At 68.3% G+C, this 26,199-nt stretch carries 24 protein-coding genes and 1 pseudogene; 7 read left to right on the forward strand and 18 right to left on the reverse strand.

The window, feature by feature from the left end; all coding sequences use genetic code 11:
* Positions 1 to 15: 15 nt before the first annotated feature.
* From OEL49_RS13210 to OEL49_RS13220, 3 genes and pseudogenes are all read right to left on the reverse strand, one after another.
* The gene (locus tag OEL49_RS13210; RefSeq protein ID WP_014235404.1) at positions 16 to 306 is read right to left on the reverse strand and encodes a co-chaperone GroES; all 291 of its coding nucleotides are present in this window, start codon (positions 304 to 306) and stop codon (positions 16 to 18) included.
* 295 nt (positions 307 to 601) lie between these two features.
* Positions 602 to 1,433, reverse strand: a pseudogene (gene map / locus OEL49_RS13215) (type I methionyl aminopeptidase).
* On the reverse strand, positions 1,430 to 1,660 hold the full coding sequence (locus tag OEL49_RS13220) for a ParD-like family protein (RefSeq protein ID WP_014235406.1): 231 nt from the start codon (positions 1,658 to 1,660) through the stop codon (positions 1,430 to 1,432). Before OEL49_RS13220 ends, map begins: the two are co-directional and overlap by 4 nt.
* Before the next feature lie 237 nt (positions 1,661 to 1,897).
* Between OEL49_RS13220 and OEL49_RS13225 the strand changes: the two genes are divergently transcribed.
* The 5 genes from OEL49_RS13225 (at position 1,898) to OEL49_RS13245 (ending at position 6,317) form a co-directional block, all read left to right on the forward strand.
* Complete coding sequence (locus tag OEL49_RS13225) at positions 1,898 to 2,371, forward strand: OmpA family protein (RefSeq protein ID WP_287875097.1); 474 nt, start codon at positions 1,898 to 1,900, stop codon at positions 2,369 to 2,371.
* Between the two features lie 52 nt (positions 2,372 to 2,423).
* Positions 2,424 to 2,639, forward strand: coding sequence for a hypothetical protein (locus OEL49_RS13230; protein ID WP_014235408.1), 216 nt, complete (start codon positions 2,424 to 2,426; stop codon positions 2,637 to 2,639).
* A gap of 443 nt (positions 2,640 to 3,082) precedes the next feature.
* Positions 3,083 to 3,400 (forward strand): DUF485 domain-containing protein, encoded by a 318-nt coding sequence (locus tag OEL49_RS13235; protein ID WP_014235409.1) that lies wholly within the window; start codon positions 3,083 to 3,085, stop codon positions 3,398 to 3,400.
* A complete protein-coding gene (locus OEL49_RS13240; protein ID WP_014235410.1) occupies positions 3,397 to 5,145 on the forward strand; it encodes a cation acetate symporter in 1,749 nt (582 codons plus the stop codon). The genes OEL49_RS13235 and OEL49_RS13240 overlap by 4 nt, the downstream gene beginning before the upstream one ends.
* A gap of 104 nt (positions 5,146 to 5,249) precedes the next feature.
* On the forward strand, positions 5,250 to 6,317 hold the full coding sequence (locus OEL49_RS13245; protein WP_014235411.1) for an SLAC1 anion channel family protein: 1,068 nt from the start codon (positions 5,250 to 5,252) through the stop codon (positions 6,315 to 6,317).
* A gap of 33 nt (positions 6,318 to 6,350) precedes the next feature.
* Here OEL49_RS13245 and OEL49_RS13250 read toward each other — a convergent pair whose 3' ends face one another.
* Positions 6,351 to 7,742: an EAL and HDOD domain-containing protein gene (locus OEL49_RS13250; protein ID WP_014235412.1), complete on the reverse strand. Its 1,392-nt coding sequence runs from the start codon at positions 7,740 to 7,742 to the stop codon at positions 6,351 to 6,353.
* 61 nt (positions 7,743 to 7,803) lie between these two features.
* A complete protein-coding gene (locus OEL49_RS13255; protein WP_014235413.1) occupies positions 7,804 to 8,382 on the reverse strand; it encodes a PilZ domain-containing protein in 579 nt (192 codons plus the stop codon).
* 70 nt (positions 8,383 to 8,452) lie between these two features.
* Here OEL49_RS13255 and dacB point away from each other — a divergent pair, with 70 nt between their 5' ends.
* A complete protein-coding gene (gene dacB / locus OEL49_RS13260) occupies positions 8,453 to 9,964 on the forward strand; it encodes a D-alanyl-D-alanine carboxypeptidase/D-alanyl-D-alanine endopeptidase (RefSeq protein WP_287875104.1) in 1,512 nt (503 codons plus the stop codon).
* A 19-nt stretch (positions 9,965 to 9,983) separates the two neighbouring features.
* Here dacB and OEL49_RS13265 read toward each other — a convergent pair whose 3' ends face one another.
* The 11 genes from OEL49_RS13265 to OEL49_RS13315 form a co-directional block, all read right to left on the reverse strand.
* Positions 9,984 to 12,773, reverse strand: coding sequence for a patatin-like phospholipase family protein (locus OEL49_RS13265; RefSeq protein WP_287875106.1), 2,790 nt, complete (start codon positions 12,771 to 12,773; stop codon positions 9,984 to 9,986).
* Positions 12,770 to 13,552, reverse strand: a complete 783-nt coding sequence (locus OEL49_RS13270; RefSeq protein ID WP_287875108.1) for a hypothetical protein — start codon at positions 13,550 to 13,552, stop codon at positions 12,770 to 12,772. The genes OEL49_RS13265 and OEL49_RS13270 overlap by 4 nt, the downstream gene beginning before the upstream one ends.
* Before the next feature lie 250 nt (positions 13,553 to 13,802).
* Positions 13,803 to 14,522, reverse strand: coding sequence for a DNA/RNA nuclease SfsA (sfsA, locus tag OEL49_RS13275; RefSeq protein ID WP_287875110.1), 720 nt, complete (start codon positions 14,520 to 14,522; stop codon positions 13,803 to 13,805).
* Between the two features lie 64 nt (positions 14,523 to 14,586).
* A complete protein-coding gene (locus tag OEL49_RS13280) occupies positions 14,587 to 15,465 on the reverse strand; it encodes an ion transporter (RefSeq protein ID WP_287875112.1) in 879 nt (292 codons plus the stop codon).
* Between the two features lie 76 nt (positions 15,466 to 15,541).
* Positions 15,542 to 16,036: a GNAT family N-acetyltransferase gene (locus OEL49_RS13285; protein ID WP_287875114.1), complete on the reverse strand. Its 495-nt coding sequence runs from the start codon at positions 16,034 to 16,036 to the stop codon at positions 15,542 to 15,544.
* Between the two features lie 4 nt (positions 16,037 to 16,040).
* Positions 16,041 to 17,666 carry a tetratricopeptide repeat-containing response regulator gene (locus tag OEL49_RS13290; RefSeq protein WP_287875116.1) on the reverse strand — a complete coding sequence of 542 codons (1,626 nt, stop codon included), beginning with the start codon at positions 17,664 to 17,666 and terminating at the stop codon, positions 16,041 to 16,043.
* Between the two features lie 31 nt (positions 17,667 to 17,697).
* Entirely contained in the window at positions 17,698 to 18,387 is a 690-nt protein-coding gene (locus tag OEL49_RS13295) for a sensor histidine kinase (RefSeq protein ID WP_130459209.1), read from the reverse strand.
* Between the two features lie 160 nt (positions 18,388 to 18,547).
* Positions 18,548 to 20,023 (reverse strand): 4-hydroxy-3-polyprenylbenzoate decarboxylase, encoded by a 1,476-nt coding sequence (gene ubiD / locus OEL49_RS13300; protein WP_205230461.1) that lies wholly within the window; start codon positions 20,021 to 20,023, stop codon positions 18,548 to 18,550.
* 7 nt (positions 20,024 to 20,030) lie between these two features.
* Entirely contained in the window at positions 20,031 to 20,942 is a 912-nt protein-coding gene (gene ubiA / locus OEL49_RS13305) for a 4-hydroxybenzoate octaprenyltransferase (RefSeq protein ID WP_014235423.1), read from the reverse strand.
* 36 nt (positions 20,943 to 20,978) lie between these two features.
* The gene (locus tag OEL49_RS13310) at positions 20,979 to 21,227 is read right to left on the reverse strand and encodes a hypothetical protein (RefSeq protein ID WP_287875120.1); all 249 of its coding nucleotides are present in this window, start codon (positions 21,225 to 21,227) and stop codon (positions 20,979 to 20,981) included.
* Positions 21,228 to 21,280: 53 nt separating this feature from the next.
* The gene (locus OEL49_RS13315) at positions 21,281 to 22,174 is read right to left on the reverse strand and encodes a LysR family transcriptional regulator (protein ID WP_130459212.1); all 894 of its coding nucleotides are present in this window, start codon (positions 22,172 to 22,174) and stop codon (positions 21,281 to 21,283) included.
* 137 nt (positions 22,175 to 22,311) lie between these two features.
* On the opposite strand from OEL49_RS13315, the gene OEL49_RS13320 reads away from it, so the two are divergent.
* On the forward strand, positions 22,312 to 23,100 hold the full coding sequence (locus OEL49_RS13320) for a sulfite exporter TauE/SafE family protein (protein ID WP_287875123.1): 789 nt from the start codon (positions 22,312 to 22,314) through the stop codon (positions 23,098 to 23,100).
* Between the two features lie 30 nt (positions 23,101 to 23,130).
* Here the strand turns inward: OEL49_RS13320 and OEL49_RS13325 are convergent, their stop codons facing one another.
* Together OEL49_RS13325 and OEL49_RS13330 are read right to left on the reverse strand one after the other, a co-directional pair.
* The gene (locus tag OEL49_RS13325; RefSeq protein ID WP_205230447.1) at positions 23,131 to 24,738 is read right to left on the reverse strand and encodes a methyl-accepting chemotaxis protein; all 1,608 of its coding nucleotides are present in this window, start codon (positions 24,736 to 24,738) and stop codon (positions 23,131 to 23,133) included.
* Positions 24,739 to 24,870: 132 nt separating this feature from the next.
* Entirely contained in the window at positions 24,871 to 26,199 is a 1,329-nt protein-coding gene (locus tag OEL49_RS13330; RefSeq protein WP_287875126.1) for an MFS transporter, read from the reverse strand.

The following is a 26,199-nucleotide window of genomic DNA, read 5'->3' on the forward strand; positions in this document are numbered from 1 at the left end:
GAAAGGGGGAGAGGCTTAGGCCTCGACCACGCCCATGATGTCTTCTTCGCGCATGACCAGCAGTTCCTGGCCGTCCACCTTGACGGTCTGGCCGGCGTACTTGCCGAACAGGACGCGGTCGCCCACCTTCACGTCGGGGGCGTTCTGCTTGCCGGAATCGTCACGCTTGCCGGGGCCAACGGCCAGGACTTCACCCTGATCGGGCTTCTCACCGGCGGAATCGGGGATGACGATACCGGAAGCGGTGGTGCGCTCAGCTTCGACGCGCTTGACGATCACACGGTCGTGCAAGGGACGGATTTTCATAGGGATAGCTCCTTGTAACGAAGTTATTGCAGGGATTCAGGGGCCTGTCGGCCCGGTCAGGCGGGGTGGTGAAGGCCTGGCCTGTTAGCACTCACCCCGAGCGAGTGCTAATAATAGGGGCGCCCCCCTTCGATTTCAAGGGCGGCCAGACACAATTGTTGTCCCCAGGTATGGCGAGAGGCAGAAAATTGCCGGGGGAAGGAAGCTAAGCAACTGATCCAAAATACAAACATCCACCCAACCCACGGAACCGATCAATACACCCTCCGGTAGGCGCCAGAGCCCAATGGCTGGATCAGGACAGGGACAGGACGGCGCCTGCCGGCGTGATGGGCGGGTAGTCCCCCTCCCCATCGGGCCAGGGCGTCAAAATCTCGAAACCGGTTTCGGTCACCAGCACCATGTGCTCCCACTGGGCCGAAAGGGAGCGGTCTTTGGTCACGACCGTCCAGTCGTCAGGCAGATGGCGGATGGCGGATGGCGGCGCCGCCCGCATTGAGCATCGGCTCAATGGTGAAGATCATGCCCGGCTCCAGTTTCAGCCCCTTACCGGGCTGGCCGTAGTGGGGCACATGCAGGTCGTCGTGGTAGACCGTGCCGATGCCGTGGCCGCCGTATTCGCGAACGACGCTGAAGTTCTCCCGCTGGGCAACGCTCTGGATGGCGTGGCCGATATCGCCAAGGGTGGCCCCCGGACGGACCTGCCGTATACCTGCCTGCATGGCTTCATAGGTCGTGCGCACCAGGCGCCGGGCCAGGATGCCGGGGTTGCCGACCAGGAACATCCTGCTCGTATCGCCGAACCAGCCGTCCTTGATGACGGCAACGTCGATGTTGACGATGTCCCCGTCCTTCAGCTTCTTGTCGGACGGAATGCCGTGGCAAACCACATGGTTTACCGAAGCGCAAATGGTCTTGGGGTAGCCGTGGTAGCCCACATTGGCAGGAATCGCCTGCTGCACATGGACAATGTACTCGTGGCACAAGCGGTCCAGCTCATTGGTGGTAACTCCCGGCCGGATATGGCCGGCAATCATCCGCAGGACATCGGCAGCCAACATTCCGGCGCGTCGGGCCATGGCAATTTCGGCCTCCGCCCGGATGGGTACGGCTCGCGCTGCGCTCATGCCGCCTGCGCCACCGCTGCATCCTTGTCGGCAGAACTGCCTTCAGCCTGCCGTTCCGCCTGAATCAGCAACTGGCAGATATCAGCGTAGGCCAGGTTCGGGTTGAGTTCCGCGAGCATCCCCACACGTAGCCAATGTTCCGCTTGCGCGTTGATGGAACGGCTCAAGGCGCCGCTGGTGAGACGCAAATTTTCGTGCATCTGCTCTGAAATTTTGACGATTCCCATGACACCTCAAAATATACGATTTATATACGAATCGTATACTAGCAAAAATATGTGTGCTCTGGCCCATCCTGCCCCCCCCAGGTCCGGGCCGGGCTTTGCGGCGATTCCCGGACTCGCCCCCGGGCCTGGGCCGCCCCTATAATGGCAGGCTTCCCAGTCCCGCTGCGGGGCCCCGGACAGCCATGCGCCCCTCGCCGGTGGCGGACGACGGCCCGGCGGCGGCCCCGCCAGATTCCGATGCAGCCCATTCGCCTGACCCTGCTTTGCCTCGCCGCCTGTCTTGCGGCCTGCGCCGCGCCCACTGCCCCCACCGTCGTCAGCGCGCCGCGACCGCCGGCCCCGGCCCGGCCCAGCGTGCCGCCCCCGGCCGAAGTGGTGGCCACGCCCCAGGCCCCCAGCGTCTATTTCTCCCCCGGCGATGCCGAGGTGCCGCCGGCGGCGCCCCTGCTCGACCAGATGGCCGAGGAGCTGCGGGCCGACCGGCTGCGGCGCCTGGTGCTGCATGCCCACACGGACCACCTGGGCAGCAAGGAGTACTGCCTGGCCCTGTCGGAGAAATGGGCCTCCCTGGTGGAGGCCGCCCTGGTACGCCGTGGCGTCCGCGGCACCCAGATACTCATCCGCGCCCGGGGCAGGGAACTGGCGCCGGCCTGCGACAGCGAAGCCTGCCGCAGTTCCTGGCGCCGTGTCGAACTGGTGCTGCAGCCCTGACCCCCCTTTGGCGGCCATGCCGCCGGCCCGCCCTCCTCCCTGGAATTCCGCCATGCCCATGACCTACGAAGAGTATCTGGACGAAGTCACCACCCTGATTACCGAGAAGTACGACCTGGAGGACGAGGCGGCCATCGCCCTGGTCATGGCCGCCCAAGACAAGGAGTACTTCTGCCCCCACGACGACGATCCGGCCCTGCGCAACCTGGAGCAGGCCCACGCCGACGCCCGCAAGCTGTTCAAGGAACGGCAGAACTTCCTCGCCTGAAAAAAATATTTTTCACAGCGGCACCGCTCCGGAACGTCCGTCACCCCCTTGACGGACACCCGCCGGACCAATGCCGGCGCCGTTCTTTCCGCATTTGCACCACCCCCTCACCCTCCCCGTCCGCGGTTAATCGCGGACGCGGCCACCTGGGCTGCCCAGCCCAAAAACCGAATCAAAACAGCGCTTCCGCAGTTTACGCATTGATAAATCGATTGCACCAGTCGACATGAAACAGCCCATTGCAACGGCATAACTACCAAGAAAAATTGACGCAGCGCACAAATCGTTTTTCCATTAAATCATTCACTTACCGAGACTCGAAATTCTTCCGTCCTGACGCAAAAAGTTCTCATTGGAGTAAGGGAACTGTAAGTCTTCGGGGACATAGTTCGGCTCCATGGCCATTCCTTCGATTGGCCCGGAGGTTTTTTAGGAGGAGACAAATGAGTCAACAAGAGCTGACCAAGCGGATTCGGGCAAACCCGAAATTCCACGAGCTGAAAAGCAAGCGCAACGTCTTTGGCTGGACCCTGACCGTCATCATGCTGCTGGCCTACTACGGCTATATCGCCATCATCGCCTTCGACAAGGCGCTGCTGGCCCAGAAGCTGTCCGAAAGCGGCGTCATGACCGTCGGCATTCCCGTTGGTGTCGGCCTGATCCTGTTCACCGTCGCCATCACCGGCCTCTACGTCCGCCGCGCCAACAGCGAGTTCGATGCCCTGACCGAGCAGATCGTCCAGGAGGAAATGAAGAAATGAAAAAACTGACCAACACCCTCGCCCTCGCCGGCCTGGGCCTGCTCAGCTCCCCGGTGTTCGCCGCGGCGCTGGAAGGCCAGGCCGAAAAGCAGGCCACCAACTGGACGGCCATCATCATGTTCGGCGCCTTCGTGCTGGCCACCCTGTGGATCACCAAGTGGGCAGCCTCCAAGACCAAGACGGCGGCTGACTTCTACACCGCTGGCGGCGGCATCACCGGTTTCCAGAACGGCCTGGCCATCGCCGGCGACTACATGTCCGCCGCTTCCTTCCTGGGTATTTCTGCCGCCGTGTTCGCCAACGGCTACGACGGCCTGATCTACTCCATCGGCTTCCTGGTGGGCTGGCCCATCATCATGTTCCTCATGGCCGAGCGCCTGCGGAACCTGGGCAAGTTCACCTTTGCCGACGTGGCAGCCTACCGCTTCCAGGCCACGCCGATCCGCGCTCTGGCGGCTTCCGGTACCCTGGTGGTGGTGGCCTTCTACCTGATCGCCCAGATGGTGGGTGCCGGCCAGCTGATCAAGCTGCTGTTCGGCCTCGACTACTGGATGGCCGTGGTGCTGGTCGGCATCCTGATGATGGTCTACGTGCTGTTCGGCGGCATGACGGCCACCACCTGGGTGCAGATCATCAAGGCCGTGCTGCTGCTCTCCGGCGCTTCCTTCATGGTGTTCATGGTGCTGGCCAAGTATGGCTTCTCCCCTGAAGCCCTGTTCGCCGACGCCGTGCGCATCAAGACCGACCTGGCTGCCAAGGGCCTGCTGGCCAAGGCGCTGGAAACCGATCCGAGTGCCACTGCCGAGACGGTCGCTGCCGCTGCTGCCGCCAAGGGTCAGTCCATCATGGGCCCGGGCTCCTTCATCAAGGATCCCATCTCCGCCATTTCCTTCGGTATGGCCCTGATGTTCGGTACCGCCGGTCTGCCCCACATCCTGATGCGCTTCTTCACCGTGCCGGATGGCAAGGAAGCCCGCAAGTCCGTGTTCTGGGCCACCACCTGGATCGGTTACTTCTACATCCTGACCTTCATCATCGGCTTCGGCGCCATCGTGCTCGTCGGTACCAACCCCGAGTTCCTGGATGCCAAGGGCGTGCTGAAGGGCGGCGGCAACATGGCGGCTATCCACCTGGCCAACGCCGTGGGCGGCAACGTGTTCCTCGGCTTCATCTCTGCCGTGGCCTTCGCCACCATCCTGGCTGTGGTTGCCGGTCTGACCCTGTCCGGTGCCTCCGCCGTGTCCCATGACCTCTACGCTTCCGTGTTCCGTCACGGCAACGTGGATAGCGCCACGGAAATGCGCGTGTCCAAGATGACCACCGTTGCCCTGGGCATCATCGCGGTGGTGCTGGGTATTGCCTTCGAAAAGCAGAACATCGCCTTCATGGTGTCCCTGGCCTTCGCCATCGCCGCATCCGCCAACTTCCCGGTGCTCTTCATGTCCGTGCTGTGGAAGGATTGCACCACCAAGGGCGCCTTCTACGGCGGCTTCCTGGGCCTGATCACCGCTGTGGTCCTGACTGTCCTCTCCAAGTCCATCTGGGTCGACATCCTGGGCAACAAGACGGAAATCTTCCCCTACGCCTCCCCGGCCCTGTTCTCCATGGCTGCCGGCTTCATCGGCATCTGGCTGTTCTCCCTGATGGATCGCAGCGAACAGGCCGCCAAGGAACGCGTCGCCTACCTGGATCAGGAAATCCGCTCCGAAACCGGCATCGGTGCCGCAGCGGCCTCCTCCCACTAAGAAGCAAACCGACCCACCTCACAGCCCGGGGCTCGCCCCGGGCTTTTTTTTGCCCGTCCGGCTCCCCCCATTTTGAATATTAGAAAACTCTGAACTTACATATAATGGGCGCCGGCCTCATTCCGGCCCATCCCGACAAGAAGCAGCCCAAGTCCGACCCCGCCGCGTTTATTCCGGCCGCCCGTTATACGGAACCCACCGCCATGACCCACACCGCCCCCACGCCCGCCCGGCTCTCCCTCTTTCCCGTTTCCTTCTTCTCCACGGTAATGGGCACCGCCGGCCTTGCCATCGCCTGGCAGAAGGCCCACCTGGTCCTGGGGGCGCCGGCGGAAGTGGGACAATGGCTGCGCTGGCTGGCTACCGCCGTGTGGCTGCTGACGGCCCTGGTGTATGGGCTCAAGTTCCTCACCCACCGGGTCGCCGTCCTCGGCGAATGGCGCCATCCGGTGCGCATCAACTTCTTCCCCACCATTTCCATCGGCCTGCTGCTGCTGGCCATCGCCTGGGCCGAGGACGCCCCCGGCCTCGCCGCCCCGATCTGGGGCCTGGGCGCCGGGCTGCATCTGGCCTTCACCCTGGCCATCATGGGCGGCTGGCTGCACCACACCCACTACGAGATCAAGCACGCCAACCCGGCCTGGTTCATCCCGGTGGTGGGCAACATCATCGTGCCCGTGGTCGGCGTGCGCTTTGCCCCGCCGGAGTTGTCCTGGTTCTTTTTCAGTATCGGGCTGGTGTTCTGGCTGGTGCTGCTGACCATCGTCATGTACCGGCTCTTCTTCCACGAGCCCCTGCCCCTGCGCCTCACCCCAACCCTGTTCATCCTCCTGGCGCCGCCCTCGGTGGGTTGCGTCGCCTGGATGAACCTGACCGGAGAAGTGGACGCCTTTGCCCGCATCCTGCTGCACACGGCCCTGTTCCTGGCCCTGCTGCTGTTCTCCAATGTGTTGCGCTTCCTGCGCGTGCCCTTCTTCCTCTCCTCCTGGGCCTATTCCTTCCCCCTGGCGGCGGTGACCATCGCCACCCTGGCCATGGCCGGTCGCACCCACAGCACCTTCTTCAGCGCCCTGGGCATGATCCTGCTCTCCATCCTCAGCCTGGTCCTGGGCCTGCTCATCGCCCGCACCCTGGTGGCCATCCGCCGCGGCGAAATCTGCCAGCCGGAATGAGGCCGGCGGCGGGCCGCCCGGGCCCGCCCCGTCTTACAGGGCGTCGCTGCCGCCCAGTTCCCCCACCTCGTTGGCCCAGGCCATGGCCATGATCATGGCCCGGTTGGTGGCCTCCGCCTCCAGGCCGGCGGCCTGGGCGGCGCTTTCGATGCGGGCCGACTCCAGGCTCTCGCAGGCTTCCGCCACCTCCAGCAGCTGGGCGTAGGGCCCCTGCCGCTGCAGCAGGGCCTGCTTCACCGCCGGCGGCAGGGTCAGCTGCCCCACCACTTCGGCCAGGGGCTGCTGCAGCAGCCGGTCCAGCAGGGAAAAGGAGCCGCACAGGAAAAGGGCGTCGTGCTCGGCCGGCGGGAAGCGGCCGGCCCCCAGCAGTTCCATCAGCCGGCCCCGGGTCAGGGCGTGCTCCACCACCAGCCACTCGCCGAAGCCGCCGCCCTGGGGGGCGAACAGCAGCAGGGACAGCCAGCGGTAGAAGCGCCCCAGGCCCAGCACCACCAGGGCATGCTCGATGGAGGAAACGGGCGTGGTCAGGCCGATGCCGGGGGAGTTGATGTAGCGCAGGATGCGGAAGGAAAGCAGGGGGTCCTGCTTCAGGGTTTCCGCCAGCTCCTTGTTCTCCGCCTCGTTGCGCACCAGGTTGAGCAGCTGGATGATGCGCATGCGGGAAGCGGCGCCCTTGGCCGGCGCCCAGGCTTCCTTGAGGGACACGGCGCGGCCCTGGAAATAGTCGAAGCCGCGCTGGAAGCAGAGATTGAATTCATCCGCCGTCTGCACGTTGTCGGCGATGAGGTGCACCGTGTGGCCGTCCACCGTCTTCAGGGCGTAGGCCAGGTTGCGCAGGCGCTCGCCGTCGAAGGCCGCCACATCCACCGCCACGTAGTCGAGATGGGGCCGCAGGGCGGCCAGGGCGGCCTTGTCCGGCGGCACGTACATGCCCAGGAGAAAGCCTTCCTGGCGCAGCCGCACCAGGGTCGCCGGCGGCGGCAGGGCCTCGGCCTCCACGTCGGGCGGCAGGGCCAGCATGAGCACCGTGTTCTGCCGCGGCAGGCGGGCCAGGGCGGCCGAATCCAGGGCATCGGGGCTGACCGGGACGAAGGCCAGGCGCTGCCCGAGCACCCCGGATTCGCCGGAGGCCAGGGCCAGTTCGTGGAACAGGGCCTCCTGCAGGCTGCGCTGGACGACGGCGCTGCGCCCGCCCAGGCGGGAAGCGAGGCGGGCCTCCAGATTGAACTCGTAGGCGGCCACCCGCTGCTGGCGATTGACGATGGGCTCGCGCCGCACGAAGGAATGGCGCTGCTCCTCCCCCGGCAAGGGAGCAACCGGCGGCGTGGCGGGCGCGGCCGCGCCAGAGGCGGCAGGGGCAACAGGCGCGGCGGCCTCGGCGGCGGCCGGCACTTCGCTGCGGGAGCGGAACAGGCGGGAAAACATGGGCGGGCGGCTCCTCGGATGAAGCCGTCATTCTAGACCGGGAAACCCGGCTGCGGCAGGGTCAGGCCGAGGGTTGGCGGGCCGCGCGCCAGAGGCTGGCCACCGCCGGCGAGAGCCGCTCGATGACGACGCCGCGGCGCTCGGCGGCGACGACGCAGAGGGCCAGGCCGTCCGCATCCACGGTCGTCACCTCGGAGAGGTCGATCTCAGCCACCCCCATCTTGTCCAGGGCGTGGAAGAAGTCGTTGCGCAGGGACAGGTTGAGGGCACCGGCGATGCGCATCACCTTGCGTCCGGCCAGGGTGTGCATGGACAGCACGGAGGCGATGCCGTTGCGCAGGGAGTCCTGGATCGCGCCTTCCAGCTGGATCTCGGAAGCCGGCCCCAGGTCGAAGCGCACACCCACCAGATCGCCCAGGCCGCGGCTGATGACGATGGGCACGGTGTCGATGCCCATGCCCTGGAGCGCGAACTCCAGGCCGAAGCGGTCGCCGATGGCCAGGGGCAGCTCGGTGCGCAGCAGGGCGCCGCCGAGGGAAACGTTGTGCAGTTCCGCCCGCAGGTTCTGGCCCTGGTGCCCCACATAGGCCGGCAAGGGCTTGGCGAAACGGATGCGGACGTGGCGACGCTGTTCTTGCATGATGGGCTGGGCGGGGGACGGTGGGATTCGCGCTATTATCGCCCCAAAGCCCCTCCCCGAACGCCGAATAATGCGCATATTCCACCGTAGTCCCTTCGCCACCGGCCGCCTGGTGCTTGCCCTGTGGCTGACCCTGCTCTGCAACCCACTCCACACCTACGCCGCCGGGCAGATGCCGCCGGACACGGCCACTGTCCTGCCTCCCGAGGTCACCCGGGCCCTCAACGCCGCCGGCCTGCCTCCCGGCCAGTTCGCCGTCGCCGTGCAGGCGGTGGACGCTGCCGCGCCGCGCCTGCTGCACAACGCCGCCCGCCCCATGAACCCGGCCTCGGTGATGAAGCTGGTGACCACCTACGCCGCCCTGGAAAAGCTGGGCCCGGCCTACACCTGGAAGACCGAGCTGCGCGGCGACAACGCCCCCCGGGACGGCCGCCTGGAAGGCAATCTCTACCTGGTCGGCAGCGGCGACCCGGCCCTCACCCTGGAACGCTTCTGGCTGCTGCTGCGGCAGCTGCGGGACCGGGCCGAGGTACGCCAGATCGGCGGCGACCTGGTGGCCGACCGCCGCGCCTACCGCCTGCCCCCCTTCGACCCCGCCGCCTTCGACAACGAGCCCCTGCGGGCCTACAACGTCAATGCGGATGCGGCCCTGGTGAACTACACCGCCCTGCGCTTCACCCTGGTGCCGGACCTGGCCGCGGGCAGCGTGCGCCTGGTCCAGGAAGTGCCCCAGGAAGGCCTCGCGGTGAACGCCCGCATCGCCCCCGGCGCCGGCGAATGCGGCGACTGGCGCGAAAAGCTGACGGTGCGCTTCGACCCCGCCGGCAAGCGCCTCGACATCGGCGGCACCTTCCCCCTGGTGTGCGGCGAAAAGCCCCTGCACCTGGCCCCCCTGGCCGGCGACGCCTATCTCGCCGGCCTCTTCCGCCCCCTGTGGCGCGAACTGGGCGGCCAGTTCGCCGGCCAGGTACGGGAAGGCCCCGCCCCGGTGGGCGGCGTGCCCCTGCTGCGCTGGGAATCCCCCAGCCTGGCCGAGATCGTGCGCGACACCAACAAGTACAGCAGCAACGTCATGGCCCGCCACCTCTTCCTCGCCCTGGCCGACACCCCGGCCGGCGAGGCCGCCACCCTGGCCGGCGCCCGCCAGGGGCTGCGTCAGGTGCTGGCGGAAAAGGGCCTCAGCTTTCCCGAACTGGCGGTGGAAAACGGTTCCGGCCTCTCCCGGGACGACCGCATCGCCGCCCGCAGCCTGCTGCAACTGCTGCTGACGGCCTGGAAGAGCCCGGTCATGCCCGAGTTCGTCGCCTCCCTGCCGCTGGCGGGCAGGGACGGCACCCTGAAGCGCCGCTTCGGCAACGGCAGCAGCGCCGGCCGCGCCCACCTCAAGACCGGCTCCATCGAAGGCGTGCGCGCCTGGGCCGGCTACGTCACCGACGCCGGGGGCCGCCGCTGGGCCCTGGTGGCCCTGGCCGGCGGCCCCAAGGCCGGCGCCGCCTGGGGCCCGGTGGAGGCCCTGCTGGAATGGGTGGCGAGCCAAAGCCCAACGCCCCAGGCAGCCCCCAGCACCCCACTCTCCAACTGATCCCGCCTGACCCCGGCGCCTAGGGCGCCGCTGCGGCTGCCGGGGCCAGGGCGGCGGCCACGGCCCGCACCCAGGCCTCGTCGTCCGCCTCGTCGTCCTGCCGCCACGGCCCCTGGCCGAAGACCCGGCGCCCGGTGGCCAGCCCCAGCTGGCGATAGCTCTCGAACTGGGCCTCGTCAAACCACTGGTCGGCGGTGGACTGGTGGGGGAAGTCAGGGTGGGTGGCGGCGTAGTTGCCCACGTCCACCGGCTCGTCCCCCAGCACCATGGGTTTCAGGTACACCAGCACGCCGCACTCCGGGGTCGGCGGCATCCCCGCCAGGGCCTGCCGCCCGTCGTCCCAGTAGCGGATGCGCCCCACCGCCAGCCGCTGCCGCGGCGCCGCCCCGGGCAGCAGGGGGCGCACGTCGATGTCGATCTCGGCCCCCAGGTCCACCCGGCACTTGCGGATGGCGTTGCCCAGGTCCTCGAACTGGAAGTCCCTGTCCTGGCCACCGTCGCTGACCACGATCAGGCGGCAGCGGCGGCGCACCAGCTCGTACAGCCCCAGGTTCTCGAAATGGCCGCCGTCGGAGACATTGACGAAGCCGGTGTCCTCATTGACGCTGCCGAACAGCTCCCGCAGCAGGTACCACAGCCCCAGGGGCGGACTGCTGAGGGCGATGAACGGTCCTGCCGGATTGGGGCACCAGCGCCCCAGACGGACATTGAGCAGGGCCATGACGAAGGCCATGGCCGGCTCGGTGTGGTAGCCCATATTGGGGTTGGCGGCGGCCCCGGAGACCGCCATGGCCATGCCCAGATGGGCGCCCTCCCGGCTCATGTAGTCCCGGCTCGGCGCCAGGAACTCGCGCCACTCGGGGCTCTGGGACGAGGGCGGCAGGAGAAAGCCGCAGCGGTCCGGCGAGAAGATGAAGGGGGCCGCCTGGCGCTGCTGCCATTCCAGGGGTTCGCTGCCGGTGAGGTTGAGGGCGCCGTTGAGCAGGGGGATGGGGCGCTGGGCCGCCAGGTCCTGCAGGGGCAGGTCGTCCGCCGGGTCGAAATCGGTGAAACGGTCGCTGCGCCGCTGCGGATTGGAGGCGCCCAGATAGCAGCGGGTCAGGCGGTTGCGGTAGAACTGGTGCATGGAAAAGAGATTGACGTCGATCCGCGCCGACAGGGCCCAGGCACCCAGCAGGCAGACAGTGGCCGCCAGTACCACCGCCGCCAGCCCGGGCATGGTTAGGGACGGCGCCAGGAACCAAGGCTGCTCCCCCGCCCCGGCCAGGGTGCGCAGGCCCCATTCCCCCAGCCAGGAAAGAAACAGCAGCAGGCCGCCGATGAAAATGTAGGGTGCCGCCTGCAGCAGCCGCTCCAGCCAGGGGTTGGCCCCCTTGCCGCCGGTGGCCGGGCTGCGTCCGGCGAGGGCGCCGGCCACCGTGCTGATCAGCCAGGCGAGGCCGCCCGCCGCCGCCAGGGTCTGGCCCAGCCAGCCAAGGAAGGCGCTGCCGTAGAAGCTGACCAGGGCCACCAGGGACCAGCCCAGGCCGATGCCGATGGACATGCCGCCGGCCCGGCCGGCCCACTCCCGGGCCAGTTCGGCCAGGGCCCGCTTCATCAGGCCGATGTGCAGGGCGACCGCCAGGCAGAGGAACTCCCACAGGACGAAGGCCCCCAGCCCCACCGCCAGCCAGGGCCGGGACGGCGGCGGCAGGGCGGCGAGGAGGCGCACATAGCCGTAGACCAGGACGGCAAGCAGGGCCCCGGCCGGCAGGGCGGCCGCCAGGGAGACGCGGAAGGCGGTGCCGCCGCCCCGGGGCAGGGGCAGGTCGAGGCCGGCCGCCAGCAGCCACAGCAGGGGGTAGGCCAGGACCAGGGCGGCCCACAGCGCCCCGTCGCCGCCGGCCAGGGCCGGCAGCCAGGTCCCGTCGTTGAACAGGGCGGCGGCCAGCAGGGCCGCCAGCATGCCCGGCAGCACGGCGCCGCGCAGCACCTGCCCCTGGCTCGGCCCGGGACGCGACGATCCATCGCCGTCGGCGGCCGGGCGCCGGTACCAGGTCATGCCCCGGTACAGGCCCCGGGCGGCGACGGCCAGCAACAGCAGCACCGCCCCCCACAGCCAGGGCGAAGGCGGGCCGCCCTGCCACAGGGCAAGGACGACGCCCCGCGGCAGGAACAGCAGGCCGAGGAGGAAGAGGATGAAGACGCTCTGGGTCAGCAGCAGGTTGCGCGACAGGTTGGCCACCGCCGCCAGGGTATCGACGCTGAAGAGGCCGAAGCGGGGCGTCAGGTAGTTGCTGTAGCGGCGCAGGAAGGCAATGGCCGGATGCTCGCTGGCGCCCGTGGCCGTCTGGCTGGCGTCGTCCCGGCAGCCACCGGGCTGGCCGGCGGCGGCCACCGAGGGGGCGATGCCGACGGGGCCGGGCTGTTCCAGCTGCCGCACGGCCCGGCGGCTGTCCGCATCGGTACGGTGGATCAGGGCAGAGAGCCAGGTGCCGATGTAGCCGCCGCCGGAAACGGTGGACAGGTAATCCACCCGGCGCAGCAGGCGGGCCTCGGCCATGGCCTGCAGCACGCCCAGGGCGAAGGTGGCGCTGCGGATGCCGCCGCCGGACAGGGCCAGGCCGCAGAAGGCCGCCGTGGCGGCCGGCTGGGGCGCCGGAGGCTCGGGCGGATTCGCGGCGGATTCGCCGAACCAGGCCTGGGCCCGGACACCGGCAGCCGTCACCGACGGGGGGGCGGCCGGGCGCAGACGCCGGGCCTCGTCCTCGAACTGGCGCCAGCTTTGGCTTCGCTGCGGGCCATCTTCAGGCAACAGGGGCGCGCTCATGGTTGCAGCTCCGCGCAGGGCTTGAGCACCTTGCACACGGGGGCGCTCTCCTCCTGGGCGCCGCCGAGGCGGGCCAGGCTCTTGCACGACACTTCCAGGCGGTCGGCCACGGCCTGCCAGGCCCCTTTCAGTTCCTTGCCGTCCACCTTGTTCTGGGGAGCGATGATGTCCAGGGCGGCGACGAAGCCGCGGCGGGAGGCGGAGCCGTAAATGGCGTCGGCCATGCCGTCCTCCAGCACGTCGCCCACCTCGGCCAGCAGGCTCACCGGATTGCTGGCCAGCCCCCGCAGGCGCCGGGCGGTGGGCTTGATGCCGGCCTTGACCACGTCGGCCACGGCGATCAGGACATCGGCCCGCTCCAGGGGATAGATGGCGGCCTTGCGCGCCGCCGGGGTCCACGCCAGGACCGAGCAGGCCTCGTGCAGCTCGGCCTCGGCGGTGCGGATGCGCTGCAGCAGGGCCGGCGCCAGCACGCCCCGGTCCTCGTGCTCCTCCAGGGCCCGGGTGCCGGCCTCGGCGAAGGTCAGCACGATGAAGTGGGCCGCCAGCTGCCGCACCCGGGCGCCGTCGTCGCCCTGGCCGGCATCGCCCAGCATCCTGGCGCAGGCGCTGTTGTCGGCGACGGCGGTCTTGCCGCAGACCAGCTTGAGAAAGCTGTCCTGCACTTTTTCCAGCCCCTTCCTTTCCTCTGCAGCGCCGGCGCCGGCGGCACCGAGCAAAAGGCCCAGCAGGGCAAGGCAAAGGGAATGGCGGAAGGCGGCGATGGCAGAGGGATGCATGGCGTTCTCCTTGGCAGCGAATGGGCCGACGGGTCGGGAAAATCCATTATGGATAACCGTAAGGGTTTTTCCATTAAGCCATTTGGCATAGCCAAAGAATCACGGCGTCAGCCGCCGGCCGCCGGGCCAGTCCCGGAGCGACTTTCCCCGCACCGCCCCAGGAAGCGCGCCCCTATTGAATGAAAAAGCCCCGCCATCCCTTTAGGGACGCGGGGCCTGGCCCAGCATAGAAATTTCTGCTGACGCCGGTTCAGCACACCACCGTCAGGGGCCGCCACAGCCGGATGCCCTCGGGGCGGACGTCAGCGCCGTAGGCCAGCACCTCCACTCCCAGCCCCAGGACCCGGCGCAGGGTGCGGCCGTATTCCGGGTCGATGTGGTCCGCCGGCCGCACTTCATCCACGTCGCCCCGCTGCACGCAGAAGAACAGCACGGCCCGGTTGCCCTTGGCCACCTCGTCGGCCATTTCGTTGAGGTGCTTGGTGCCGCGCTCGGTGACGGCGTCGGGAAAATAGCCGATGCCGCCGGCGACGGCGGCGGTGACGTTCTTCACCTCCACATAGCATGGGGGACGACCTTGTTCCGTCAGCAGCAGGTCGATGCGGCTGCGCTTGCCGCCGCGGCCGTTGTCGCCGCCGTAGGGCACCTCGCCGCGGATCGCCCCATAGCCCGTCAGCTCGGCCACCGCGCCGGCCTCGATGGCCTCCCGCACCAGGGCATTGGTGCGGCCGGTGTGCAGGCCCACCAGGACGCCATCCGCCTCCACCAGTTCCCAGGTCCAGGCCAGCTTGCGCTGGGGGTTGTCGCTGGGGGACAGCCAGACCCGGCTACCCGGATCCTTGCAGCCCTGCATGGAGCCGGTGTTGGGGCAGTGGGCGGTGACCACGCTGCCGTCGGCCAGTTCGACGTCGGCGAGAAAACGCTGGTAGCGCCGCAGCAGGCGGCCTTCGGTGAGCAAGGGCAGTTGCATGGGGAATGCTCCGGCGGCGGCTCCGGGGCCGCGGCGTGGGCGGGTGGCAGAAAAGGGAAAAGGCTCAGGCCGGATCGCGCCGGTATTCCGGCAGGCGGGCGCCGCAGGCCTGGCAGTAGGCGGCCTCCGGCGCCAGCCCTTCGGTCAGGCAGTCCGGACAGGTGCGACTGGTGGGCGTGACCTGCAGGCGCTGGGCGGTGATCTCGGAGGTGACGATGCCGGTGGGCACCGCCAGGGTGCCCCAGCCGAGCAGCATCATGGCCGAGGAGATGAGACGGCCCACGTCGGTCTTGGGCGTGATGTCGCCGAAGCCGACGGTGGTCATGGTGGTGATGGCCCAATAGACGGCGGTGGGAATGCTGGTGAAGCCGTTGGCCGGGCCTTCCACCACATACATCAGGGTGCCCATGACCAGCACGATCATGAGCACCACCGAGAGGAACACCAGGATCTTGCGCCGGCTGGCCAGCAGGGCGCTGCCCAACATCTGGTACTCGCCCAGGTAGGCGGTGAGCTTGAGCACCCGGAACATGCGCAGCAGGCGCAGGATGCGCACGTCGATGAGCAGGTGGGCCTCGGGCACCAGCAACGCCAGGTAGGTGGGCAGGATGGCCAGCAGGTCCACCAGGCCGAAGAAACTCAGGGCATAGCGCCAGGGCCGGCGCAGACAGGCCAGGCGGGCCAGGTATTCGGCGGTGAACAGCAGGGTGAAGCCCCACTCCAGGGTGGCGAAGAGGTCCTGGTGGCGGACGTTGAGGCTATGCACGCTGTCGGCCATGACCACCGCGACGCTGGCCAGGATGGCGAAGATGAGGCACTGGTCGAACAGGCGACCGGCCCGGGTCTCCGACTCGAATACCACCGAGTAGAGGCGCAGGCGCCAGCCGGCGAGGGGCTTGCCCAGGGAATCGGCGGCGGAATGGACGGCGGCGGCAGGGCTCATGGGCGGTCGCTTCGGGAATTCGGGAAATCAGCCTGCCATCTTAGCGCCGGCCGCCCGCCCGGGGAACCGGCCGGCCCTACAGCAGCTTCTGCAGGAACAGGGCCTGGCCGGCGGCCGGATCGAGCACGTAGGGGGCGAAGCCGGCCCGCTCGTAGGCGGCCAGGGCGCGCCGGTTGTTGGACAGCACTTCCAGGGTCAGCTTGCAGCAGCCCAGTTCCCGGGCCCGCCCCTCGGCCCAGGCCAGCAGAGCCTGGCCGATGCCGGCACCGCGGCGGGCGTCGCGTACGGCGATGTCGTGGATGTTGAGCAGGGGCTTGGCGGCAAAGGTGGAAAAGCCGGCGAAGCAGTTGATCAGGCCCACCGCCTCTTCCCCCTGCCAGGCCAGGGCGCTGTGGAAATGGGGCACGCCGGCCAGGGCCGGCACCAGGGCCTGCCGCACCGCCGGGTCCAGCCCGCTGCCGCCGCCCATGGGGTCCCGGGCGTAGTGGTCGAGCAGGTCGAGCCAGGCCGAGGCCTGCTGCGGCTGGCTCAGGTCGGTGAGGCGAACCTCCACGGGCGGCATGGTCGGCATGGCGTCAGCCGGCCAGGGACTTGAGTTTGCCCAGCAGCTGGGGATAGCGCTTGTCGGCGGGAGCCAGGCGGTGGGCGGTTTCCAGGTACTGGCGGATTTCCTCCACCAGGGCGGGGCTGACCACGGTGCGCTGCATGAAGGTGATGCCCATGTGGGCGAAGTTGAACAGCACCCGCACGTTGCCCGGCAGGCGCTCGCAGGCGGTGCGCATGGCTTCCATGGCCTCGTCGAACTTGCCGTCCCGGGCCAGCAGCACGCCCTGGTTCATCAGCTGCACCGCTTCCTTGCGCGAGGCTTCCACCAGGGCCACGCCCTCCTCGCTCATGGCGCCGGTGTCGAACACCTGCTGGATGCGCTGCAGCAGGATGGCGTCGTCCGGGTTGTTGCGCACTTCGCCCTGGAGCAGGGCGGCGGCCTTTTCCTTCTCGCCGGAGACCATCATCAGTTCGGCCATCTCCACCACCGCGGCGCTCTCCAGGCGGGGCGCGCCGGGCTGGGCCAGCACCTCGTCCAGCTTGAGGGCCACCTTGCGCGCGGATTCCAGGTCGCCGGCCCGGTGGTAGACCATGCCTTCGGTGGCCATGGCCTTGACCTTGACCTCCTCGGCGTCGAACTGCTTGGTCAGGGTGGACAGCACCTGCAGGGCTTCCTTGCTGTTGTTCTGGGCGCTGCAGGCCCGGGCCAGGCCCAGGTAGGCGTCCGGCGTTTTCAGCACCGAGTGCTCGCCCAGGGCCACGCTCTTGCGGAAGGCCTTTTCCGCGTTTTCCACCTTGCCCAGCTGCAGGGACACTTCGCCCAGGTTCTTCTGCCGCATCACCGACAGGGGCGAGAGGCGGGCGGCGTTTTCCAGCACCTCCTCGGCCTTCTGCAGGTCGCCCCGGGCGTTGTGCACATTGGCCAGCCAGTCGTGGGCTTCCAGGTAGGTGCGGTTCTCCGCCACCAGGGTTTCCAGCAGGGCCTGGGCGTGGTCCAGCTCGCCGGCGGCCACATGCACCCGGGCCAGGCCCAGCTGGGCCCAGGGCACGTCCCGCTTGGCCAGCAGGGCGTTGTAGAGCAGGCGGGCCTGCTCGTGTTCGCCGGACACCAGCAGCAGGTGGCACTTCAGGCGCAGCAGTTCGCCCGCATTGGCCTTGTCCACCGCCAGGCGCTCGTCGCAGAGGCGGATGGCCAGGGGGAAGTCCATGGCCATGACGGCCTGGTCGATGTCCACGAAGGCGGCCTTCTTCACCCAGATCTTTTCCAGGCGCAGGCGCAGGGTGGATTCGGTGATGGGTTTGAGCAGGTAGGCGTCCGGCTGGTATTCGGCGGCGCCCATGACCACGTCGGCGGTCTTCTCGGCGGTGATCATGACCCAGGCGCAGCTGGGTCCCACCAGGTTGCGGTACTTGGCCTCCTCCAGCACCTGCTGGCCGTTCTTGCCGGCGCCCAGGTTGAAGTCGCAGAGGACGCCGTCGAAGCGGGTCTGGCTGAGCTGGCTGATGGCCTCGTTGCCGTTGGCGGCGGTGGCGATGACCTTGGGGTTCACCCCCATGGAGCGCAGGATGTCGCGCAGCACGGTGCGCATGCCCTGGAAGTCGTCGATGACGAGGAAGCTCTTGCTGCCGAAGTCGATGTTCTGGAAGTTGCTCATTGTTGTTCTGTTTTCCCTGGAGATGGGCCGCTCAGGGCAGGGTCAGGACGAAACAGCCGCCGCCCCAGGCGCCGCCGTTTTCCAGGCGAATGGCGCCGTGGCGCCCCTTGTTGCGGTGCAGCCGGGCGGCCATGGCGGAGAAGTAGAGGCCCAGGCCGGTGCTGCCGCCCTGGAAGTCCACCCCGTTCATGGCAGCGACGCCGTCATCCAGCATCTTCTGGGGATAGCCGCGGCCGTCGTCCTCGACGCGCATTTCCAGGCCCTCCTCCGTCTCCCGCACCACCAGGCGCACCTTGCCCTTGGTGTAGTGGATGGCGTTGTTGAGGGCGTGGCCGATGATGCCGCCCACCAGGTCCGCATCGAAGGGCCACACCAGGTCCGACTCCACCACGGCCTCGAATTCCAGGCCGCGGAAACGCAGCAGGGGCAGGTGCTGGGACACGGTCTCGGCGACGAAGTCCTCCAGCACCCAGTCCTCCGGAGCGAAGGGATAGAGGTGGTTGCCCAGCTTGTAGAGGGCCAGCAGCTGGATCAGGTTGCCGTTGATCCGCTTGGTCTCGTACATCATGTGGGTCATTTCGCCGAACTCGGGCCGGCTGGGGTCGCTGTCGGCCAGCAGCTTCTCCATGCTGCCGATGAGAATGCTGATGGAGTTCTTCATGTCGTGCACCGACGAAGCGAGGAACACCGACAGGTCGGGGGAAGTATCGGGCGGGTTCATGGGCAGTATCCTGGCGTCACCGGAAGCGGAAAAATGCCAATTTTGTCACAGAGCAGCACTAATACCAAAGTAATATCGAACGCCCTGCACCGGACCGGACCGCGCCGCCTCCCCGGGCTCTGGGGCCCAGGCGGGGCGCGGCCCTGCCCTCAGCGGCCGCTTACAGCCCGAGGCGCTGCCACAGTTCGTCCACCCGGGTCTTCACCGCCTCGTCCATGACGATGGGGCGGCCCCATTCCCGGCTGGTCTCGCCGGGCCACTTGTTGGTGGCGTCCAGGCCCATTTTGGAGCCGAGGCCGGCCACCGGGGAGGCGAAGTCCAGATAGTCGATGGGGGTGTTGTCCACCAGGGTGGTGTCCCGGGTGGCATCCATGCGGGTGGTGAGGGCCCAGATCACTTCCTTCCAGTCCCGGATGTTCACATCGTCGTCCACCACGATGATGAACTTGGTGTACATGAACTGGCGCAGGAAGCTCCAGATGCCGAACATCACCCGCTTGGCGTGGCCCGGGTACTGTTTCTTGATGCTGACCACGGCCAGACGGTAGGAGCAGCCTTCCGGCGGCAGGTAGAAATCGACGATCTCGGTGAACTGCTTCTGCAGCAGGGGCACGAACACCTCGTTCAGCGCCACGCCCAGCACCGCGGGCTCGTCCGGCGGTTTGCCGGTGTAGGTGCTGTGGTAGATGGGGTTCTTGCGCATGGTGATGCGCTCGACGGTGAACACGGGAAACTCGGCCTGCTCGTTGTAGTAGCCGGTGTGGTCGCCGTAGGGCCCTTCCAGGGCCGTCTCGCCGGGGTGGATCACCCCTTCCAGGACGATCTCGGCGGAGGCCGGTACCTGCAGGTCGTTGCCGATGCATTTGATCAGCTCGGTCTTGGCGCCCCGCAAAAGGCCGGCGAACTGGTATTCGGAGAGGCTGTCCGGCACCGGCGTCACGGCGCCGAGAATGGTGGCCGGATCGGCCCCCAGGGCCACCGCCACCGGATAGGGCTGGCCGGGATTTTTCTGGCAGTGGTCCCGGTAATCCAGGGCCCCGCCCCGGTGGGCCAGCCAGCGCATGATGAGCTTGTTGCGGCCGATCACCTGCTGCCGGTAGATGCCCAGGTTCTGCCGCTTCTTGAAGGGGCCCCGGGTGATGGTCAGGCCCCAGGTGATCAGGGGTGCCACGTCGCCGGGCCAGCAGTGCTGGATGGGCAGGCGGGAGAGGTCCACCGCGTCGCCCTCCCACACCACCTCCTGGCAGGGCGCGGAGGACAGCACCTTGGGCGCCATGTTGAGCACCTGCTTGAAGAGGGGGAATTTCTCCCAGGCATCCTTCAAGCCCTTGGGCGGTTCCGGCTCCTTCAGCATGGAGAGCACCGTACCCACCTCGCGCAGGGCCGAGACCGAATCCTGGCCCATGCCCATGGCGACGCGCCGGGGGGTGCCGAAGAGGTTGGCCAGCACCGGAATGGTGAATTCGCCGTTAGGCCCCACCGGCTTCTCGAAGAGGATGGCCGGCCCCTCGGCCCGCAGCACCCGGTCGCAGATTTCGGTCATTTCCAGGCGGGTGTCCACGGGCACGCTGACCCGCTTCAGTTCGCCCTGCTGTTCCAGTTGCGCGATGAAGTCGCGCAGGTCGCGGTATTTCATGGGAAGCCTATTTCAGGGGCAGCACGCCGAAGGGGTGAAGCCAGAAGTCCACGGCGATGCCGGCGAAAATGCTGGCACCGACCCAGTTGTTGTGCAGGAAGGCCTTGAAGCAGGGGCCGCCCTCCCGGGTGCGGATCAGGGTGTAGTGGTAAATGGCCAGGGCCACCGCCCCCAGCAGGCCGGCGTAGAAGGCCCAGCCCCGCTGCAGGCCGTAGCCGACCCAGGCGATGAGGGCGAAGGTGGCGCCGTAGCAGAACATCACCGCCGCCACGTCGAAGCGGCCGAAGGTGATGGCGGAGGTCTTGATGCCGATCTTCAGGTCGTCGGGCCGGTCCACCATGGCGTACTCGGTGTCGTAGGCGACGGCCCAGAAGACGTTGGCCAGCAGCAGCCACCAGGCTTCCGCCGGCACCACGCCGAGCTGGGCGGCGTAGCTCATGGGGATGCCGAAGCCGAAGGCGATGCCCAGGTAGGCCTGGGGAATGGCGAAGAAGCGTTTGGTGAAGGGGTAGCTGGCGGCGAGGAACACCGCCACCGCCGCCAGGGCGAACACCAGGGGCGTCAGCAGGGGCAGCAGCAGCAGGAAGGAGAGCAGCACCAGGACGGCGAAGAGGCCCAGGGCCTCCCGCGGTGACACCGTCCGGGCCGCCAGGGGGCGGCTCTTGGTGCGGGCCACGTGGGGATCGAAATCCCGGTCGGCGTAGTCGTTGATGACGCAGCCGGCGGAGCGCATCAGCAGGGTGCCCAGGGCGAAGATCCACACCACCCACCACTGGGGCTGGCCCACGGCGGAAAGCCACAGGGCCCAGAGGGTCGGCCACAGGAGCAGCAGGGTGCCGATGGGCTTGTCCAGCCGCATCAGCTTTTCGTATTGGTCGAGACGGTGGCGCAGGGAAAGCGGGGCTTGGGAGGTGGTCATGGTCGGCAGAAAATCGCAGTCCGCAAGAACGGGATTTTAGTCCATCGCACCGGGAGCGACGTGCGGCTCCACCTCGCCGCGCCGACGGGCCAGCCACTTGCGGCCAAGGATTTCCCAGAAGACCCAGAGGCCGATGCCGGTGGTGACCAGGGAGAAAATGGTCACCTGGAAGCCCTTCTGGGGATGCTCGCCCAGGGCCAGGACGCCCAACACCAGGCTGGCCAGGCCGCCCACCAGCAAAAAGCCACCAATGGCCAAACCCACAAATCGCAGCAACAGGGACACGGCAGTCCTCCCTCGGCAAAAGCCGCATCCTAACATCCGCCCCCCGCCTGCCCCTAGGCGGACCAGCGGCGCTGCAGCGCGTCGGCGAAGGCGGCGGCCAAGGCAGAAGGCCGGGGCGGCAGCAGCAGGGCGGCCCGGGCCAGGGCGTCGGCATCGGCCAGGGGCACGAAATGGACCCCGGGAGTAGCCAGGGAGGCCATGGCGGCGGGCACCACGGCGATGCCGAAGCCTGCCGCCACCAGGTTGAGCATGGCCGTCTTGCGCGAAGTCACCGGCGCCAGGCGGGGCGCAAAGCCCCGGGCCAGGCAGAGGTCGGTGACCCGCCGCGCCAGGCCGCCCCGTTCCCGGTGCACGGCGAAAACGAAGCATTCGTCGGCCAGATCGCCAAGAGCCAGCACGGACGCGCCTGCCAGGGCATGGCCGGCCGGCAGGGCCGCCCATAGCCGCTCTTCAGGCAGGGGCCTGATTTCGATACCGCCCTCCTGGCGCAGCAGGGGCAGGCGGGCCAGGCCCAGATCGGCCCGGCCCTGGGCCACCGCCTCCTGCTGCTGCTCGGAGGACAGCCGGTCCACATCCACCCGCACCCGGGGCTGGTCCCGGGTGAAGTCCTGCAGGGCCGCCAGCAGGGGGCCGGCCAGGGGCGTGGAGCTGGAGTGCAGCAGGCGCAGCACGCCGCCCTCGCCCCGGTGCAGGCGGCGGGCATCCTCGGCGGCGCTGCGCAGTTCCTCCTCCAGGCCGCCCACCCGCTGGCGAAAGAGGGCGCCGGCCTCGGTCAGGCTGACGCCCCGGGGCTCCCGGCGCAGCAGGGCGAAGCCCAGTTCCTCCTCCAGCTGGGCGATCTGGCGGCTCAGGGCCGGCTGGGCCACGTGCAGGGCAGCGGCGGCCGGGGTGAAGCCCCCCAGGTCGGCGACGCTGAGGAAGTAGCGGATCTGGCGCAGGCTAGGCATAACAAATCGGCATGGATGGCTGACAAATTTGATATTGGCGTTATAGCCAGACGCCGACCATCATGCAAGCCATCCGGGCCCACCCTGTTTCGCGGCCAGCCGCCGCCGGGGAGCCCGCCAGACAAGGATTCCACGCCATGCCTTTCGATACCCTGCTGCCGGCCGCCCTCCACAGCGCCCTGGCAGACCAGTTGCCCGCCCCCGCCGCCCTCACCTTCGCCGCCCTGGCCCTGGTGGCGGCCTATGCCATCTTCGCCCTGGTCGGCTTCGGCTCGGCCATGGTGGCCTCCGGCCCCCTGGCGGCGGTGATGCCGGTGCCCCGCATCATTCCCCTGCTGGCCCTGCTCGACTGCGTCGGGGCCGCCGGCCGGGGCTGGCGCCAGCGCCGCCACATCGACCGAGCCCAACTGCTGCGTCTGGTACCGACCATGGCCCTCGGCCAAGCCCTGGGCATCGCCCTCCTCGGGCGCCTGCCGGGCCACTGGCTGGCGGCGGCCCTGGGGCTCTTCATCCTGGCCTACGGTCTGTGGGGATTGTGGCAGCCCCGGCCGCCGGCGCTGCTGCTGCGCTGGGGCGGGGTCTGCGGTGTGATCGGGGGGATTTTCGGCGGACTGTTCGGCAGCGGCGGCTTTCTCTACGCTGCCTATCTCAGCCGCCAGCCCCTGGAGCGGGAGGTGTTCCGCGCCACCCAGGCGGTGCTGATGGCCCTCAGCACCGGGCTGCGGGTGATCCTGTGCGCCCTGGCCGGGCTGCTGGACCCGAGCCTGCTGTTGCTGGCCCTGCTGGCGGTGCCGCCCATGCTGCTCGGCACCTGGCTGGGCCACCACCTGGACCTGCGGCTGTCGCCGGAGCGCTTCCTGCGCCTGCTCAACGGCACCCTGGCGGCCGCCGGCCTGGGCCTGCTGGCCCGGGCCGCCCTGGGCTAGGAACGGCAGCCCCGGGCCGGCGCTCCTCCGTCAGGTGCGGAAGTGGTGCACCGAGTCGCTCAGGCTGCGGGCCAGCTGCTGCAGCTGGGCCACGGCGCCGGCACTGGCCTGGACGGCGGAACTGTTCTGCTCGCTGATCTGGGCGATGAGCTCGATGCGGCGGGCGATCTCGGTGCTGGCGGCGCTCTGCTCCTGCAGGGCATCGCCGATTTCGTGCACGGCGCCGACCACCTTGTCGGCATAGCCGTGCAGGGCGGAAATGGTGCTGCCGGCCTCGGCCACCTTGCCTGACTCGCCCTGGACCAGGGTCACACCCCGTTCCATGTGTTCCACCGCCTGCTGGATGCCGTTGCGCACCACATCGACGGTGACGCCGATTTCCACGGTGGACTGGGCGGTGCGTTCGGCCAGCTTGCGCACCTCGTCGGCCACCACGGCGAAACCGCGCCCCTGTTCGCCGGCCCGGGCCGCCTCGATGGCGGCATTGAGGGCCAGCAGGTTGGTCTGGTCCGCCACTTCCTTGATCACGCCGACCACGGCGGCGATCTTTTCCGACTCGTGTTCCAGGGTGGCGATGCCCTGGGCCGACTCGGTGACGGAGGAGGCCACCCGTTCCATGCCTTGCACCACATTGCCCACCACCTCGTTGCCCTGGTGCGCCATGCGCCCCGATTCCTGGGCGTAGGAGCGGGCCTCGGCAGAATGGTCGCGCACCTGGGAGATGCCCACGGTCATCTCTTCCATGGCCGCGGCCACGGCGGACACCGCCTCGGTCTGTTCCGAGGTGCGCCCCACCACTTCCTCGGAGCTGCGCGCCAGGGTCTCGGCGGAGGCCAGGAGGGAATCGGCGTTCTGCCGGATCTGGGCCACCATGGCGGCCAGGCGGGTCTGCATGGAAGCCATGGCGGCCATCACGCTGCCCTCCTGGGGATGGGCGATGTGCAGGGTGAGGTTGCCGGCAGCCACCTGTTCGGCCACCTGCATCACCTCGGAAGGATCGCCGCCCAGCTGGCGCCCCACCACCTGCAGCACCCGGGCCAGAAGGACGATGGCGATGACGATACTGGCCAGGGCCAGGCCGATCACCAGCCGCTCGGTACGCTCGATCTCGGCGATGCCCGCTTCCTTGCTCTCGTCCAGCTGGGTCTTCATGGCCTTCATCTGGTCCAGCAGATGGCCGCGGATCTTGCGCCAGAGGGGCGTCTCGCTGCTGTTGATGAGGGCCACCGCCTCGCTGCCGGCACCGCCCACCGCCGTCTCCACCACCTTGTCGATGAGGCTGCGCCGCTCCGCCGCCAGAGCCGCCACTTCCTGCAGCACCTTGGCCACCGGTGCCTCCGCCGGCACCAGGGCGCGGGCGTTCTGATAGTAGCCGTCGAACTCTTCCAGGGCCTTCTTCAGGTTGCCGTGACCGGTCTTGTTGGCCGGGTCCAGCACCACATTACGCAGGGCCTGGCCGCTCTGCAGCCCCTGGGCGTACATGCCGACGATGGCCCGTTCCAGGGCCATGTCCACCTCCACGTGGCGGATGAAGGTCTCCTTGGTCTGGTGCAGACCGTAGAGGCCGAAGCCGGTGGACAGCAAAAAAATGGCAAACACCACCCCCATGGCCCGTGCGATACGCGCTTTCAATCCCATGCCAGATATTCCATTCGATTATTAGAGTATTGGAAGATTAGAACTTGCCAGCGGAATGATAGGGGCAAGCGCCTGGATTAACCAAGTGCCACTCATCCCGACGGGAGTGCCGTACGGCGCACCCCATAATACTCAGACAGAGGGTTCGCCAGGCTTCCGCCACAGCCAGTTACGGCAGGCGAGCAGGAAATCAGGCGCCCGCAGGCAAAGGAAGATACAGACCACGCCATTGAGCAGGGCCGCCAGCAGGAACAACCGGGGAATAGAGAGGCCGGCACCCAGCAGGGCACCGGCGGCGAGGGAGCCGACCACCATGAACAGGGCATTGAGGATGTTGTTGGCGGCGATGATGCGGGCCCGGTGGGCCGGTTCGCCTCGCACCTGCAGCAGGGCGTAGAGGGGCACGATGAAGAGGCCGCCGAAGACACCGATACCGAACAGGGCCAGCACCACCGGCAGCAGGCCGGCACTGGCCAGCAGGGCGCCCAGGGCCAGGGGCGCACCGGCCGGCGCCGCCGCCGGGGAGACCAGGGCAACAGCTACGCCGAACAGGGTCAGCCCCAGTCCGCCCAGGGGCACCAGGCCCAGCTCCAGGCGGCGGGCAGAGAGGCGTTCACAAAGCAGGGAGCCGACGCCGATGCCGACGCTGAAGGTGGCCAGCAGCAGGGTCACGGTGGACTCGCCGCCCCCCAGCACCTGCTTGGCGAAGGCCGGAAACTGGGCCAAAAACAGGGCGCCGTAGAGCCAGAACCAGGAGATGGCCAGGATGGCGAGGAACAGCCGCCCATCCTGCCGGGCAAAGCCGATGTTGCGCCAGGTCTCCGTGAAAGGATTGGGGTTGAGCCGCAGCCCGGGTACCGGCGCCGGCGCCGACGGAATGGCCCGGCTGCACAGATAACCGGCCACGGCCACCACCAGGCCGCCCAGGCTGATCCAGCCGGGAGCGTTGCCGAGCCCGGCCAGGATGCCGCCGGCCAGGGTACCGAGCAGGATGGCGACGAAGGTGGCCGCCTCCACCAGGGCATTGCCGCCCACCAGCTCCTCCGGATAGAGATGCTGGGGCAGGATGGCGTACTTCACCGGTCCGAACAGGGTGGAATGGCAGCCCAGCAGGAACAGGGCCCCCAGCAACACGGGCAGGCTGTGCAGGACGAAGCCCAGGGTGGCCACCGCCATGATGGCGATTTCCAGCAGCTTCACCAGGCGGGCCAGGGCCGCCTTGTCGTACTTGTCTGCCAGCTGGCCGGCGCTGGCGGAGAAGAGGAAGAAGGGCAGGATGAAGATGCCTGCCGCCAGGTTGGCCAGGAGGCCCGGATCGAGGGCCGTCCAACTGGCGGCCTGGAAGGTCAGCAGCACCACCAGGGCGTTCTTGAACAGGTTGTCGTTGAAGGCTCCGAGGAACTGGGTACCGAAGAAGGGCAGGAAGCGGCGTTGCCGCAGCAGGCCGAACTGGCCGGCCAT

This window comes from Azospira sp. (assembly GCF_030247495.1).
Taxonomy (GTDB): Bacteria; Pseudomonadota; Gammaproteobacteria; order Burkholderiales; family Rhodocyclaceae; genus Azospira; species Azospira oryzae.